At 64.6% G+C, this 13,908-nt stretch carries 14 protein-coding genes; 5 read left to right on the top strand and 9 right to left on the bottom strand.

Annotation, left to right across the window (positions count from 1 at the left end; all coding sequences use genetic code 11):
* Window positions 1–117: 117 nt before the first annotated feature.
* On the top strand, window positions 118–783 hold the full coding sequence (locus tag ACQKPE_RS06750; RefSeq protein WP_427664326.1) for an FKBP-type peptidyl-prolyl cis-trans isomerase: 666 nt from the start codon (window positions 118–120) through the stop codon (window positions 781–783).
* Between the two features lie 9 nt (window positions 784–792).
* On the opposite strand, the gene rsd is transcribed toward ACQKPE_RS06750, so the two are convergent.
* From rsd to ACQKPE_RS06785, 7 genes are all read right to left on the bottom strand, one after another.
* A complete protein-coding gene (gene rsd / locus ACQKPE_RS06755) occupies window positions 793–1,263 on the bottom strand; it encodes a sigma D regulator (protein ID WP_427664327.1) in 471 nt (156 codons plus the stop codon).
* A 232-nt stretch (window positions 1,264–1,495) separates the two neighbouring features.
* Window positions 1,496–2,002, bottom strand: a complete 507-nt coding sequence (locus ACQKPE_RS06760; RefSeq protein WP_427664329.1) for a disulfide bond formation protein B — start codon at window positions 2,000–2,002, stop codon at window positions 1,496–1,498.
* Between the two features lie 249 nt (window positions 2,003–2,251).
* On the bottom strand, window positions 2,252–3,490 hold the full coding sequence (locus ACQKPE_RS06765; RefSeq protein ID WP_427664331.1) for a heme biosynthesis HemY N-terminal domain-containing protein: 1,239 nt from the start codon (window positions 3,488–3,490) through the stop codon (window positions 2,252–2,254).
* Window positions 3,487–4,602, bottom strand: coding sequence for a uroporphyrinogen-III C-methyltransferase (locus ACQKPE_RS06770; protein WP_427664333.1), 1,116 nt, complete (start codon window positions 4,600–4,602; stop codon window positions 3,487–3,489). Before ACQKPE_RS06770 ends, ACQKPE_RS06765 begins: the two co-directional genes overlap by 4 nt.
* 46 nt (window positions 4,603–4,648) lie before the next feature.
* A complete protein-coding gene (locus ACQKPE_RS06775; protein ID WP_427664335.1) occupies window positions 4,649–5,416 on the bottom strand; it encodes a uroporphyrinogen-III synthase in 768 nt (255 codons plus the stop codon).
* A complete protein-coding gene (gene hemC / locus ACQKPE_RS06780; RefSeq protein ID WP_427664337.1) occupies window positions 5,413–6,354 on the bottom strand; it encodes a hydroxymethylbilane synthase in 942 nt (313 codons plus the stop codon). Before hemC ends, ACQKPE_RS06775 begins: the two co-directional genes overlap by 4 nt.
* Before the next feature lie 93 nt (window positions 6,355–6,447).
* Window positions 6,448–7,188: a LytR/AlgR family response regulator transcription factor gene (locus ACQKPE_RS06785; RefSeq protein ID WP_427664339.1), complete on the bottom strand. Its 741-nt coding sequence runs from the start codon at window positions 7,186–7,188 to the stop codon at window positions 6,448–6,450.
* 311 nt (window positions 7,189–7,499) lie between these two features.
* On the opposite strand from ACQKPE_RS06785, the gene argH reads away from it, so the two are divergent.
* The gene (gene argH, locus ACQKPE_RS06790) at window positions 7,500–8,894 is read left to right on the top strand and encodes an argininosuccinate lyase (protein ID WP_427664341.1); all 1,395 of its coding nucleotides are present in this window, start codon (window positions 7,500–7,502) and stop codon (window positions 8,892–8,894) included.
* A gap of 115 nt (window positions 8,895–9,009) precedes the next feature.
* Here argH and ACQKPE_RS06795 read toward each other — a convergent pair whose 3' ends face one another.
* Window positions 9,010–9,672: a glutathione S-transferase family protein gene (locus ACQKPE_RS06795; RefSeq protein WP_427664343.1), complete on the bottom strand. Its 663-nt coding sequence runs from the start codon at window positions 9,670–9,672 to the stop codon at window positions 9,010–9,012.
* 146 nt (window positions 9,673–9,818) lie between these two features.
* Here ACQKPE_RS06795 and ACQKPE_RS06800 point away from each other — a divergent pair, with 146 nt between their 5' ends.
* The 3 genes from ACQKPE_RS06800 to ACQKPE_RS06810 all read left to right on the top strand — a co-directional run bounded on the left by ACQKPE_RS06800 (window position 9,819) and on the right by ACQKPE_RS06810 (window position 13,429).
* A complete protein-coding gene (locus ACQKPE_RS06800; RefSeq protein ID WP_427664345.1) occupies window positions 9,819–10,127 on the top strand; it encodes a hypothetical protein in 309 nt (102 codons plus the stop codon).
* Window positions 10,128–10,173: 46 nt separating this feature from the next.
* A complete protein-coding gene (locus ACQKPE_RS06805; protein WP_427664346.1) occupies window positions 10,174–10,419 on the top strand; it encodes a TIGR02647 family protein in 246 nt (81 codons plus the stop codon).
* A 145-nt stretch (window positions 10,420–10,564) separates the two neighbouring features.
* Window positions 10,565–13,429: a class I adenylate cyclase gene (locus ACQKPE_RS06810; protein WP_427664348.1), complete on the top strand. Its 2,865-nt coding sequence runs from the start codon at window positions 10,565–10,567 to the stop codon at window positions 13,427–13,429.
* A 22-nt stretch (window positions 13,430–13,451) separates the two neighbouring features.
* Here the strand turns inward: ACQKPE_RS06810 and rnk are convergent, their stop codons facing one another.
* Window positions 13,452–13,862 (bottom strand): nucleoside diphosphate kinase regulator, encoded by a 411-nt coding sequence (gene rnk / locus ACQKPE_RS06815; protein WP_427664350.1) that lies wholly within the window; start codon window positions 13,860–13,862, stop codon window positions 13,452–13,454.
* Between the last annotated feature and the right edge of the window lie 46 nt (window positions 13,863–13,908).

The raw sequence follows: 13,908 nt of genomic DNA on the forward strand, positions 1-13,908 counted from the left end.
AGTTGTTATCTTGCAGCTCGGTGCAAGTGTAGTTCGCCAGTAAGTCACTGCGGATATTTACACATTACCCGGCAACAAACGCTGGCATACTTTGCGCTCTTGCAGCAGGAGTCGACCGTGCCCCGTTATCTGATTTTCGGCCTGTGCCTGTTGGCGCCCCACGCCTTCGCCGCCACCGACACTACCCCCGCAAACGACCAGGACCTGGCCTACAGCCTGGGCGCCAGCCTGGGCGAGCGCTTGCGCCAGGAAATGCCAGGCCTGCAACTCGAAGCCTTGGTCGAGGGGCTGCGCCAGGCCTACCAAGGCCAGCCGCTACGCATCGACAAGACACGCATGCAAGCCATCCTCGCGCAGCACGAGGAACAGGCCAACGCTGCAGCGCAACAAGCCCAGGTCGAACAATTGCAAAGTGCAGAAAAGCGCTTCATGGCCAACGAACGCACCCGCGCGGGCGTGCACGAGCTGGCCGAGGGCGTGCTCTACAGCGAGCTGGCCGCAGGCAGCGGCGCGCAGCCCAAGGCGGGCGGCAAGGTGCAGGTACGCTACGTGGGGAAATTGCCGGATGGCTCGGTGTTCGACCAGAACCTGCAACCGCAATGGTTCAGCCTTGGCTCGGTGATCGAGGGTTGGCAGGTGGCATTGCCACGTATGAAAGCCGGTGCGAAATGGCGAGTGGTAGTGCCGTCGGCACAGGCCTATGGCGCGGAAGGTGCGGGCGACCTGATCGCTCCCTACACCCCCCTGGTATTCGAAATCGAGCTGCTGGCGGTAGCGGACTGAAGCAGGCCATCAGGCCTGCACCAGCCCCTCTTCCTTGTGCGCGGTGTGCAGCACTTCGATCAGGCAGTCTTCCAATTCGAAACGCTCGTGCAGCAGGCTACCCAGCTTGCCAAGCTTCTCGGCGAAGCGCTCGGTGTCCTTGCACTCGCCCTTCTCGCAATGGTCGTTGAACGCCAGGGCGATCTGGGTGATGTCGTTGATGCGAGGGTTGATCTCTTCGGCCAGCTTGAGCGCTTTTTCGTCATCGAAGGCCTTGGCTTCGCTGACCAACTGCTCGCACACCTCGAAGTGCCAAGCCGAAACGTAGTCAACCAGGATCGCGCAGAAGTCGCGGTTCTTTTCCTTGTCGGCGAAGGCCGGCTTGGCATCGCGCAAGGCGCGGAACGCTTGCACCAGGTCCTGGCGCTCCTGCAACCAGCGGTCGATCAGCTTATGAACCCCACCCCAGCGTTCCTGAGCGTTCTGACAACTATCGAGCATGACGATTCTTCCCTTCTGGGTAGATGCCGCTGCACCTCGCACTACAACCGTGTAGCACAAAGGTGACATCAGCAGGACGGCATCGAGCAGTTGTGTTTTTCAGTGAGCGTGCAGGGAGATTATTCCCGTGCGTGCTGCCCATCAAGGTACGCAGTGGACTAAGTTCATACAAGCGTTTGATACCCCTACAACGGACCATTGGTCGTGCAAAGGCCGAGGTGATTGCCCTGGGTCAAGCTTTGCCGAGGTTGCGGAAACGATACGCCAGCAGGCGCGACAAGGGCAGCGAGGCCAGCAACAGGAACGCCAGCAGGCTCCACTCCGGGACAGTCAGGTCGAGCACACTCCAGTTGATCGAAGTGCAATCTGCGCGGCCTAGGAACAGCCACTCGAGCATCTCTCGCCAGTTGTAATCATTGATTGGCACAAAAGGCTGCGGACACTCGATCTGGGCAGACCACTCGCCCTGCAGCCAGACATGCCGCCCCGCCAGCAACGCACCGGAAACCGCAAATGCCAATGCCCCCGCCTGGTAACCGCGCTCACCCGCAGGGCCTGGCGCATGCAACAGTGCGAACAGGCACACCATCGCGTAGAGCATCAGCAATAGCCGCTGGCTCTGGCACAGCGGGCACGGCACCAAGCCTATATGGGTTTCAAGAAGGACCGACCCCAGCAACGTGGCCAATGACCCCAGCAAGGCGGGAAGAAACAAGGTGCGCAAGCGAACCAGCGACATGGGCGATGTATATCCCGAGATGGAAAAGTGGCCTGAAACGTTAGAGGAAACAAGTGCTTTGTTTCAAGGCACTACGAATGGGACAAGTCGCTGATTAACAAGGAAACTTTTTACCATGATGTAGGATAGTTCCTAGCCCTGCCGACATAACTCCTATTTCCTACACCCGAAACACAAATTTCATACTGTCAGCCCGGCAACCAGTACCCCTTGAAAGTACCGGTGCCGGACACCCTCAAACACTCTCCATCAAACTTTGACGCCTTCAGGCAATGGCAGGGCAAGTAGTCGCGAGTCCAGCATGCCGAGGCCTTCCTGGAACAACTGGTTGCTGCGCTCGGTTTCGCCCAGCCCCGCCAGCAGGCGCGCCAGTTCCGCGCAGGCTTCGGGGTTACGCTCCATGCGCAGGCTGCTCTCCAGGTAGTCCCGAGCCTTGCCCCACAGCCGGTTCTGCAGGCTCAGGCGACCCAGGGTCAGCAACAGGCTCGGGTCCTGCGGGTGTTCCTTGAGCCAGCCCTCGGCCGTTTGCAGCTGGCGCGCCGGGTCGTCACCGCGCACCAGGCCATAGAGGCGAGCCAGGTGGCTTTCGTACTGACGCTTGAGGGCCGTGCGCAGCACCTGCTCGGCCTCACCCTGTGCGCCCACCTGGCGCAGTTGCTCGGCGTAGGCCGACACCAACTGCGGCTCCTGGCGCTGGGCCGAGGTGAGCTGCTGCCAGGCGCGCTCCAGCGCCTGGCGCGCCGCCTGGGGCTCCTCGCCACGGGTGGCCGCCAGTGTCAGGTTCTGGCCCCAGGCACGCTGCTCCAGCTCAGCCAGTTCGCTGGCGGGCAGCACCTTGCCCTTGCGCAGTTCAGGCAACAGCCTGATCAGCGCCGGCCAGTCGCTGCGTTCGCGGTAAAGGCGCTGCAACAGCCGCAGCACCTGCGCGTTGTGCGGGTGGCGCTCGTGCATGGCCAGCAGGGTTTGCAGTGCGCCATCACTGTCGCCACGGTCCATCTGCAACTGCGCGTGGGTCAAGGCAACGGCCAGCTCTGCCTGGGGCTGGCGCTCAAGGGCACGCTCGAGCAGGTTGTCGCTTTCCTCGGTGCGCCCCTGTTCGTTGGCCGCGCGCGCAGCGCCGAGGTAATAGAGCAGCGGCTGGCGCTCGGCTTCGGCGGCGCGATGCAGATGACGCTGGGCACTCGCCCAACGGCCTTCGGCGAGGTCCAGTTGGCCTTGCTCGACGGCGATACGGGTGCGTCGGCTGCGGTTGCGCCGTGACCAGGGGTTGACCACCCCGGTGGACGCCAGCACCAGCCCGACCAGGTACTTCAACAACAGCAGCGCCAGCACCAACGCGACCAACACCGCCAGCGCCGCCCACAGCCCCGACTGGTAGCGGAAACCGCCATAGGCGATCAGTACGTAGCCACTGTGCTTGGCAATGGCGATGCCCAGCCCCGCAGCGATGACGATGGCCAGCACCGCCAGCAGGTAGACACGCTTCATGGCTTGCCCCCTTCGCCCTCGGCCGGCAGGTGGCGCCGCTGGATGTACGCCTGCACCGCGGCCAGGCTCTCGGCGAGGTCCGGCACCACCACCGACACTGGCTGCTCGGCCAGGGCGTTGAGGCTGTCTAGCATGGCCTTGCTCTGCGGGTTGTCTGCATTGAAGTTGGCCAGCAGCACGCTGCGGGCGTCGTCCAGGGCCTGGTTGTAAACCTTTTCCTCGCCATTGAGCGCAGCCCACTGGGCCTGCTCGAGGGTCAGGCTCAGCGCCAGGCGCAGCTGGTTGAGCGACTGCCCGGCCAGCAGGGGGCGCACGTTGTCGTCGGCGCCGAACTCGATCTGGAAGTACTTGGAGATTTGTGCCCACCACTGCGACCAGCGACTGCTTCCATCGCCATCGGCGGTCAAGGCCCCCAGGGCGTCGGCATTGGCCTCGAACTCCGGCGACTGGGCGCTGAGCTGCTGGACCTGCTCGCGCTGGGCGGCCAGTTTGAGGAACAGGCCGGTGCGATCCGGCTGCTGGGTACTGTTGAGCGTCGCCAGGCTACGGGCCAGTTGCTCGCGCGCGGCGAAGGCACCGGGGTCGCTCTGCTCGCGCAGGATCTCGTCGGCGCCTTCCACCAGGGCCTTGGCACTGGTGATGTCCTGCAACGCCGACAAGCGCAGGGTGGCCAGGCGCAGCAGGTGCTCGGCCTCGGCCAGGCGCCACTCCTTGCGGCTCTCGCCAAGGACAGTCTCAAGCCGCTGGCTCAAGCGTTGCTGATCGCTTTGCAGCTGCGCTACCAGGCGGCGGCGGTCTTCCAGCTCGCTGGCCGGCGGCAGGGTTGCCAGCTGAGTGCCGAACTGCTGCTGGCGCTGCTGCAAGGCTTCGGCCCGCTGGCTCAAGGCATCCAGATGCTCGCCCTGGCCCTGTTCATTGCCTTGCAGCTGGCGCACCTGCCAGGCACCCCAACCGCCGATGGCCACCCCTGCAGCGCCGATCAGCAGCGCCAACAGCGCCAAGCCATTGCCCGCGCGCTTGGGTGGTTGTGCAACGGCGGCTTGCGCGACGGAGGGCTCCGGCGTGTCACCCGCCGAGGGTCGTTCGTTGTTTGGCAAGACAGTTTCGCTCACGTATCCATCCTATGCATGGGGGCGCCGTCGCAATCCGCTTGGCGCCTTAAGGGGCAGGTGCAGCGCTGCGCTGCACGGCTGCCAGCAAGGCCGCGGCGCTGGCGCCACGGCAATCCACAACCTGTTGGGCACCTGCTGCCTTGGCCAAGGCAGCGACCCGAGGGCTAGGCACGAACAACGCCAACTTCGCCAGGCGCGTCCAATCGGCACCCGCCAGTTGCAGCAGGTGTTCGAAACCCTGCCCACTGCTGACCACCAGGCCATTGAGGCGTTCCCCTTCGACCAGGCGCACCAGGCTGCCGTGGGCGTACTTCGGGAGCCGCCGACCATAGAGTTCCAGATAATCGACACTAGCACCTTGCTCGGCGAGACGCTCGGCCAGCAGTTCGCGACCACCCTCGCCACGCACGATCAACACACGCGCACCTTGGGCGGCGATGGCCTGGCGCAGGGCGGGTAGTGCAAGCAAGGCTTCGCTGTCATCGCCAGCCGGGGGGTATGCCACCTGCAACTGCTGGGCCTGGAGAATAGCGGCCGTTGCCTCGCCCACCGTGAACCAACCTTGGCGCGGCGCCTCGAGGCCCGCTTCGCTCACCCGTTCGAGCAGCAAGCGGGCCGCCGGCTTGCTGACCACGATAATCGCCTGGTACTGCCCAAGCCCGGCCAGACGCTGCTGCTGCGCCGCATCCAGCACCAGCGGCTCGATCGCCAGCAACGGCAGGCTATGGCTTGCAATATCGGCAGCGGCCAACTGCTGCGCCAGTGCCGCGCACTCATCGAGAGGACGTGTCAGCAACAGGCGCCACTCCCTCACGGGTGCCCGGCCTCGCCGTAGACTTCCTTGAGAATCGCCTCGGCGCCCTGGCCTAGCAGGTCTTCGGCGACCTGTACGCCGAGGGCCTCGGCGTCGCCGCGGGCAGCGCGCGCCTCGGCCACCAGCAACGTACCGCCACCGGGCTGGCCGACCAAGCCACGCAACCACAACTGCTCGCCTTCCAGCACCGCATAACAGGCGATCGGCACTTGGCAACCGCCATTCAGGTGCTTGTTCAGGGCGCGCTCGGCCACCACCCGGTCGGCGGTATCGGCGTGGTTCAGAGGAGCCAGCAGGGCCTGGATCTCGACATCGGCGCTACGGCATTCGATACCCACGGCGCCCTGCCCACCGGCTGGCAGGCTGTCCTCGACGCTGATGCTGGAGGTGATGCGCTGTTCGAAGCCAAGGCGAATCAGGCCGGCCGCCGCAAGGATAATAGCGTCGTACTCGCCGGCATCGAGCTTGGCCAGGCGGGTGTTGACGTTGCCGCGCAGGAAACGAATTTCCAGGTCTGGGCGGCGCGCCAGCAACTGCGCCTGGCGCCGAAGGCTGGAGGTGCCGACGACGCTGCCCGCCGGCAAGGCATCGAGGCTGGCAAAGCGGTTGGAGACAAAGGCATCGCGCGGGTCTTCGCGCTCGCAGATGCAGTACAGGCCCAGGCCTTCGGGGAAGTCCATGGGCACGTCCTTCATCGAGTGCACGGCGATGTCGGCTTCGTGCTCCAGCAGGGCGGTTTCCAGTTCCTTGACGAACAGGCCCTTGCCACCGATTTTCGCCAGCGGCGCATCGAGCAGCTTGTCGCCACGGCTGACCATCGGCACCAGGGTCACGACCAGGCCCGGATGGGCCTGCTCAAGGCGCGCCTTGACGTGTTCGGCCTGCCACAAGGCCAAGGCACTTTTACGGGTGGCAATGCGGATTTCGCGAGTGGACATGAAACGCCCCGAAGCAGAGAAATGCCGCCGATGATAACAGCTACGGCAGCATTACCAGCAGGCTTGGGTCAAGGCTTCGTGCAAGCCCCAGCCTCAGAGCGCCTGCATCATCTTGCGCACCCCCGCCACATGCCGCCGGCTGACGGTCAGGGCATCGCCTTCAAGCCCTTTGAGGAACAACTGGAAATGCCCGAGCGGCGTACGTTGCAGGCGCTCGATGCGCTCGCGGGCGACCAGGGCGTTGCGGTGGATACGCACGAAGCGGTCGCCGAACTCGTCCTCCAGCGCCTTGAGCGGCTCGTCGAGCAACACCTCGCCAGCCTCATGGCGCAGGGTCACGTACTTGTGGTCGGCGATGAAGTAGATGACCTGGGGCAAAGGGATCAGCTCGATGCCCTTGCGCGTTCGCGCACTGATGTGGCTGCGCGGCCCCGTGCCGCTGTCGCCCGCCGGGCTGGTCAGCGCAGACAGCAGGCCGCGGCTGGGCTTGTCGGCCTTGCGCAGGGCATCGCGCAGGGCCTGGGGCTGGACCGGCTTGGCCACATGGCTCAGCGGGCTGTCCTTGAACTTGGGCTGCTCCTGGTCCTCGACGCAGAACACCACGGCCGGCGCCGCCTCGCGCTCGCAAAGGCGTGCAGCCACCTGCAGGCCATCCAGGCCTGCCATGCCGATATCCAGCAGGACCACGTCCGGCTTCAGGCTTTCGATCAGGACCAGGGCCTCATCGCCATTGGTGGCGCTGGGCTCCAGCACGGTATAGCCCTCCAGCTCGCCGAGCATGCGGCTCAGGCGTTCGCGGGCTTGGGGTTCATCATCAACGATCAGGACATTCATAATGGTGCTGGATTCCTGAGTGAGTCTCGCACGGATATAGCGTAGACAGGAGTCGGTCGACCGTTATCGCGGTCAGCGTTACAGACCCATGCGAAGGCCAAAGATTCAGTGGCCTGACAGAATCACTGCCAGCCCTTTGTCCAACTGTAGACGGTCCGTGGAACACTGCCGTTCAATCGTTGAATATCGTCACACCCCTCCATACCCTGGGTTTTTCGGCAGTTTATGGCGACCAGCGCCCTGCGGCGGCGGCCCCAACCCTGCTATGATCGGCGCCACTTTTTTCGTTCACGCCTGCTACGAGTGAATCCATGAGCACCGACAAGACCAATCAGTCCTGGGGTGGCCGCTTCAGTGAGCCGGTCGACGCCTTCGTCGCCCGCTTCACCGCTTCGGTCGACTTCGACAAGCGCCTGTACCGCCACGACATCATGGGTTCGATCGCCCACGCCAGCATGCTGGCCCAGGTCGGCGTGCTCAGCGACGCCGAGCGCGACACCATCGTCGATGGCCTGAACACCATCCAGGGCGAAATCGAGGCGGGCAACTTCGACTGGCGCGTCGACCTCGAAGACGTGCACATGAACATCGAGGCACGCCTGACCGACCGCATCGGCATCACCGGCAAGAAGCTGCACACCGGCCGTAGCCGCAACGACCAGGTCGCCACCGACATTCGCCTGTGGCTGCGCGACGAGATCGACCTGATCCTCGACGAGATCACCCGCCTGCAAAAGGGCCTGCTGGAGCAGGCCGAGCGCGAAGCCGAAACCATCATGCCCGGCTTCACCCACCTGCAAACCGCCCAGCCCGTGACCTTCGGCCACCACCTGCTGGCCTGGTTCGAAATGCTCAGCCGCGACTACGAGCGCCTGGTCGACTGTCGCAAGCGCACCAACCGCATGCCCCTGGGCAGCGCCGCGCTGGCTGGCACCACCTATCCGATCGACCGCGAACTCACCTGCAAGTTGTTGGGCTTCGAGGCCGTGGCAGGCAACTCGCTGGACGGCGTTTCCGACCGTGACTTCGCCATCGAATTCTGCGCCGCCGCGAGCCTGGCGATGATGCACCTGTCGCGCTTCTCCGAAGAGCTGGTGCTGTGGACCAGCGCGCAGTTCCAGTTCATCGACTTGCCCGACCGGTTCTGCACCGGCAGCTCGATCATGCCGCAGAAAAAGAACCCGGACGTACCGGAGCTGGTGCGTGGCAAGAGCGGCCGTGTGTTCGGCGCTCTGACCGGCCTGCTGACCCTGATGAAAGGCCAGCCGCTGGCCTACAACAAGGACAACCAGGAAGACAAGGAGCCGCTGTTCGACGCCGCCGACACCCTGCGCGACTCGCTGCGCGCCTTCGCCGACATGATCCCGGCGATCAAGCCCAAGCACGCCATCATGCGCGAAGCGGCCCTGCGTGGTTTCTCCACCGCCACCGACCTTGCCGACTACTTGGTACGCCGCGGCCTGCCGTTCCGCGACTGCCATGAAATCGTCGGCCACGCGGTGAAGTACGGCGTGGACACCGGCAAGGACCTGGCCGAGATGAGCCTGGACGAACTGCGCCAGTTCAGCGACCAGATCGAGCAGGACGTGTTCGCCGTGCTCACCCTGGAAGGTTCTGTGAACGCCCGTAACCACATCGGTGGTACCGCTCCTGCGCAAGTGCGCGCGGCAGTGGCGCGCGGGCAGGCGTTGCTGGCTTCGCGCTGAAAGCAATCGCGGGACAAGCCCGCTCCCACAGACACGGCGTCGCCCTCGAAGGCTACACGATCCTGTAGGAGCGGGCTTGTCCCGCGAATGGGCCGCACAGCGGCCCCTCTTCCTATCAGCGCTTGTTGCGCACCATCTCCATGAACATCGGCATCTGCGCCTCTTTGTCGGCCACGATGCGCGCCATGTTCGGGTTCTCCCCCAGCAACTCCAGCAACGCCTTCGCCTGCGGGAAGTCCGCCAGGAAGTCGAGGTTCAGCACCTTCTTGCCCACCGCCCAGGCCAGGTCGACCGAGAAGCAGAACATCAGGTCGGCAAGGGTCAGCTGTTCACCCGCCAGGTAAGGCGCGAAGCGGCCATTGCGCTTCAGGGTGGCGAAGCCCGCCAGCAGGTCGGCACGCGCTTTTTCCTTGACCAGCGGCTCCACCGCCGTGTCGAAGAATGCCTCCGCGTAGCAGGTACGCGCCGGCAGCTCGATGTACAGCTCCACCTCCTTGAGCAGCTCACGCACCTTGGCCCGCTCGTAAGGGTCGGCCGGCAGCAGCGGCTTGCCAGGCTGGGTCTGCTCGATGTACTCGAGGATCACACAGGTCTCGCTCAGGTAGTGGCCGTCCTCGGTCTGCAATACCGGCACCTTGCCGCGTGGGCTGATGGCCAGGGCCTGAGGCGTCTGCCCGGCGAAGAACGGCACCTCCTCGAAGGGCAGGCCCTTTTCCAGCAACGCCAGCTTGACCATGTTGTAGTAGTTGCTGACCGCGAATCCATGAAGCTTGAGCATGTGTAACAGCCTCCAGGCCGTGTGGGGATGGCCCGGCTGTTATAGCCCCCAGCACGCCCCTTCGCCAGTGACATCCACCCTGTCGATGACCAGGCATTGCCACCGCAGGCATGGCACACTGTGCGCCCTACCCCAGGAGCGACGCCATGAGCGAGCACGACGAGATCGACAACGACGACGATGAAGCCTTCGCCGAGGCGACCCTGACCCAGGCCATCGAGAACCAGATCGAAAATGGCGAGCCGCCTGCCGCCAAAGCCACCTTCAACAAGCTGACGCTGGTCGGCTACGAGCGTGAGGACATCCTCAACCTGATGGCCCACGTGCTGGCCATCGAGATCGACGCCATGCTCAGCGAAGACCGCCCGTTCAACGGCGAGTGGTACGAGAACGCCCTGCGCGCACTGCCCGAATTGCCACCTGAGGCAAATCAAGGCGGCGACGACGAAGCCTGACTACACTCCTGACTTCCATCCTTGTCTGGAAGTCAGGAGTCTGCCCATGCCGTTCACCCCCGAACTGATCGCCGAACTGGAACTGCTCGCCCAGTTCAACCTCGACACCCACCAGGAAGGCATCAAGGTTCACAGCAATGCCTCGCCTGCCTTGATCGCCGCAGCCAAGCGCCTGCATGAAAAGCAGCTGACCGACCAGCCCGACGGCGGTTATCTCACCAGCCTCGGGCTGGATGCCGCGCAGAGCGTGCAGCAGCTGTTGACCATCCTGAAAACGCCGCAGCCGGCCTGATACCCCAGGCATACCTTCGCGAAGGGGCGCACTGCGCCCCAAGCACGACGTTGGAAAAATGACGTCAAAATGCCACTCCCCTCTTATCCGCCCTCATCACTCAGGCTAAACTCGCCAGTGCGCCCCTGGCCTGCCCGAGCACCCCATGAACCACCCCCATGAAATCCGCCCCGACCTGGACGAAGGCATCGACCGCAAGGTACTGGCGACCTTGCGCAAACGTTTTCTGCGCCTGAACCAGGGACGCATGGCGCGGGCCATGGAGGGGCTGTCCAGCCGCCAGCAGCAGGTGCTGACGCTGCTGCCACTGTTCTTCCACGTCAACCATCCGCTACTGCCTGGCTACGTCTCGGGTGCCACCCCGGCCGGCGTATCGAACTACGAGCCCGATGCCGAGCTGCTGGCCGAGGCCCAGCGCCTGACCCGCTCGTTCACCTACAAGGCACGCCACGGCAACACGCCCAGGCCGATCCATGGCCTGTTCCTGATCGGCAGCCTCGGCACCCTGGCCCAGGCCGAGCAGAGCGACATGGACCTGTGGGTGTGCCACGCGCCGGGCCTGAGCGAAACGGCAAGGGCCGAGCTGCGCCGCAAATGCCAGCTGCTGGAAGCCTGGGCCGCCAGCCTGGGGACCGAGGCGCATTTCTTCCTGATCGAACCACAGGGGTTCGTGCAGGGCGAGCGCGACGGCCAGCTCAGCTCCGACGATTGCGGCACTACCCAGCATTTCCTGCTGCTCGACGAGTTCTATCGCACAGCGATCTGGCTGGCCGGACGCACACCACTGTGGTGGCTGGTGCCCGTGTACGAAGAGCACAACTACCAGGCCTATACCCAGACACTGCTGAGCAAACGGTTCATTCGCAGCAGCGACGCCCTCGACCTCGGCCACCTCGCTCATATTCCGCCCGGCGAATTCGTCGGTGCAGGGCTGTGGCAGCTGTTCAAGGGCATCGACTCGCCCTACAAGTCGCTGCTCAAGCTGCTGCTAACCGAGGTCTACGCCAGCGAACACCCCCAGGTACGCTGCCTCAGCCTGGACTACAAGCGTGCGGTGTTCGCCAACCGCCTGGACCTCGACGAACTCGACCCTTACGTGATGGTGTACCGGCGTATCGAGCAGTACTTGCAACGGCGCGGCGAAACGGCGCGCCTGGAGCTGGTGCGCCGCAGCCTGTACCTGAAGGTGAACAAGAAGCTCAGCGACCTGGGTCGCTCGCGCAGCGCTGGCTGGCAGCGCGACTTGCTGGAGCGCCTGACCCAGGAATGGGGCTGGGACGATCGCCAACTGGCCCTGCTCGACAGCCGCAGCCAGTGGAAGGTGCGCCAGGTGGCCGTGGAGCGCCGCGAGCTGGTGGCCGAGCTCAACCACAGCTACCGCTTCCTGAGCCAGTTCGCCCGCAACCAGAACGCCAGCAGCCGCGCCGACCAGCGCGACCTCAATGTACTGGGCCGGCGCCTGTACGCCGCTTTCGAGCGCCGGGCAAGCAAGATCGAAGTGATCAACCCAGGCATTGCCCCGGACGTGGCCGAAGACACCGTCACCCTGGTGCAGTCGCCAAACCGCAAGGAACCCGGCACCCACCATTGGGGGCTGTACAACGGCAACCTTGGGGTTCATGAATGGGAGAACTTCAGCCCGATCAAGCGCAGCCGCGAACTGCTCGAGCTGCTGGCCTGGGCGCACCGCAACGGGGTGATCGACAGCAGCACGCGCCTGGCCCTGCACCCCGGGGTCAGCGACCTGACCGAGTTCGAGCTGTTCAACCTGCTGGGTAGCTTGCAGCAGAGCATCCCCTTGCCGCTGGGAACGGTCAGTGAGGTGCGCCTGCTGCAACCGAGCGTGGCCGACGAGATCCTGCTGCTGGTCAACGTAGGCCTCGACCCGCTGCGCCACCACCGCGACCTGAACATCCTGATGACCACCGAACGCACCGACTCGCTGAGCTACGCCGGGGTGCGCGATAACCTGGTGCTGACCCTCGACCAGGTCACCCTCAACAGCTGGAACGAAGTGCTGGTGCAGCGCTACGACGGCGACCATGCACTGCCGCGCTACCTGCGCGACTTCCTCAACAGCCTCGGCCAAAGCACCCACCGCCCGCGCGTTCGGGTGCGCTGCTTCTGCCAAAGCCGTGCACAGGCCATCGCCCAGCGCGTCGAGGACATCGTCGACACGCTGCAACTGCTGCTCGATCAGGGCCTGAAACACCGCTACCTGCTGCAGGTAGCACAGCACACCCACGTGCTGGAGCTACTGGCTGGCCAGGTCGGCCTGGTTACCCTCGAGGGCCACGCGGCGGTGCTCGAGCACCTGGGTGAGGAGCGTAGCCAGTACAGCCCCCTGTACCTGGACAGCAACGCCTTGCAGGACCACGACCTACCACTGGTGCTGGGGCACGGCCAGCCACAGTGCATTCAAGTGTTCTATCGACTCTTCGACGGCTGGGCCGACCTCTACGTGCTGGATGAATACAACGCGCTGTGGCAACAGCGCCTGCCGCTGCATGACGAAGCCCACCTGCTGCTGCCGCTGCAACGCTTCCTGCAATCGGTACTGGTACGCCACGATGCGCAGTTACCGCTGGACAGCCTGCAACAGGCCTCGCCCGAAATTCTCTATTACCAGCTGTTACCCAGCGGCCCAGGCAAGGCGCGCAGCCTCGAGGCGCGGCCGACGCCGCTGATCGATGGCGACCAGCCGTACTACGAAGTACAGGCGATCGTGCAGGCGGGCGCAGGGGACGAGGTGCACGTCACCCTGTATTGCGACCAACTGGAGTTTTCCGAGCTGGAGCATGGCGACCAGTTGTACGCGGTGGTCGCCCGGCAGATCCTGCATCAGCGCAGCGGTGCCGACAGCTACCGCTGCTACATCACCGACCTGGACCTGTCCGAAGTGCTCGGCGACGAGCGCGGCTCGACGGTGCGCTACCTGCGCTACAAGCGCGAGCTGGAGCAGGCGCTGAACGAAGGGCTGGAGCAGTTGCAGGCGACCTTGGAGCCTTGACCTGCGCAACCACCTGCGGGCTTCACAGCTCGAAATCCCCCGCTGCCTCCGGCTGGTATTCCACATCCAGCAACTTGAGCTTGAGCGTCTTGCCCCCCGGCGCCGGCCAGTCGATCTGATCCCCCACCGACAGCCCCAGCAACGCGCACCCGATCGGCGCAAGAATCGAGACACTACCCTCGCTCCCCGCATCCTTCGGGTAGACCAAGGTCAGGTGGTAGTCCTTGCCGCTGGCCTCTTCCCGACAATGCACCCGCGAATTCATGGTGACCACGCCGGCTGGCACCTCCTCGTGCCCCACCACCTGCTCGGCGCGGTCAAGCTCGCCTTGCAGCGCGAGCACGCCGGGGGTGTTCTCGTCGAGGCTGTCGAGCAGGCGCTCGAGGCGCTGCACGTCCAGGCGAGTAAGAGTGAGGGAAGGCTTGGCGCTCATGATTCGGCAGACTCCATTCAGCAAACGATTTTCCGGCGTTAGATAA

It is taken from the genome of Pseudomonas sp. NPDC089554 (assembly GCF_050280645.1).
Taxonomy (GTDB): Bacteria; Pseudomonadota; Gammaproteobacteria; order Pseudomonadales; family Pseudomonadaceae; genus Aquipseudomonas.

What these genes read in the sequence shown, in the direction of transcription:
- rsd (WP_427664327.1), bottom strand. Translation starts at nt 1,263, where the DNA reads ATGCTCGATAGTTGTCAGAACGCTCAGGAACGCTGGGGTGGGGTTCAT.
- ACQKPE_RS06760 (WP_427664329.1), bottom strand. Translation starts at nt 2,002, where the DNA reads ATGTCGCTGGTTCGCTTGCGCACCTTGTTTCTTCCCGCCTTGCTGGGG.
- ACQKPE_RS06765 (WP_427664331.1), bottom strand. Translation starts at nt 3,490, where the DNA reads ATGAAGCGTGTCTACCTGCTGGCGGTGCTGGCCATCGTCATCGCTGCG.
- hemC (WP_427664337.1), bottom strand. Translation starts at nt 6,354, where the DNA reads ATGTCCACTCGCGAAATCCGCATTGCCACCCGTAAAAGTGCCTTGGCC.
- ACQKPE_RS06785 (WP_427664339.1), bottom strand. Translation starts at nt 7,188, where the DNA reads ATGAATGTCCTGATCGTTGATGATGAACCCCAAGCCCGCGAACGCCTG.
- argH (WP_427664341.1), top strand. Translation starts at nt 7,500, where the DNA reads ATGAGCACCGACAAGACCAATCAGTCCTGGGGTGGCCGCTTCAGTGAG.
- ACQKPE_RS06795 (WP_427664343.1), bottom strand. Translation starts at nt 9,672, where the DNA reads ATGCTCAAGCTTCATGGATTCGCGGTCAGCAACTACTACAACATGGTC.
- ACQKPE_RS06800 (WP_427664345.1), top strand. Translation starts at nt 9,819, where the DNA reads ATGAGCGAGCACGACGAGATCGACAACGACGACGATGAAGCCTTCGCC.
- ACQKPE_RS06805 (WP_427664346.1), top strand. Translation starts at nt 10,174, where the DNA reads ATGCCGTTCACCCCCGAACTGATCGCCGAACTGGAACTGCTCGCCCAG.
- ACQKPE_RS06810 (WP_427664348.1), top strand. Translation starts at nt 10,565, where the DNA reads ATGAACCACCCCCATGAAATCCGCCCCGACCTGGACGAAGGCATCGAC.
- rnk (WP_427664350.1), bottom strand. Translation starts at nt 13,862, where the DNA reads ATGAGCGCCAAGCCTTCCCTCACTCTTACTCGCCTGGACGTGCAGCGC.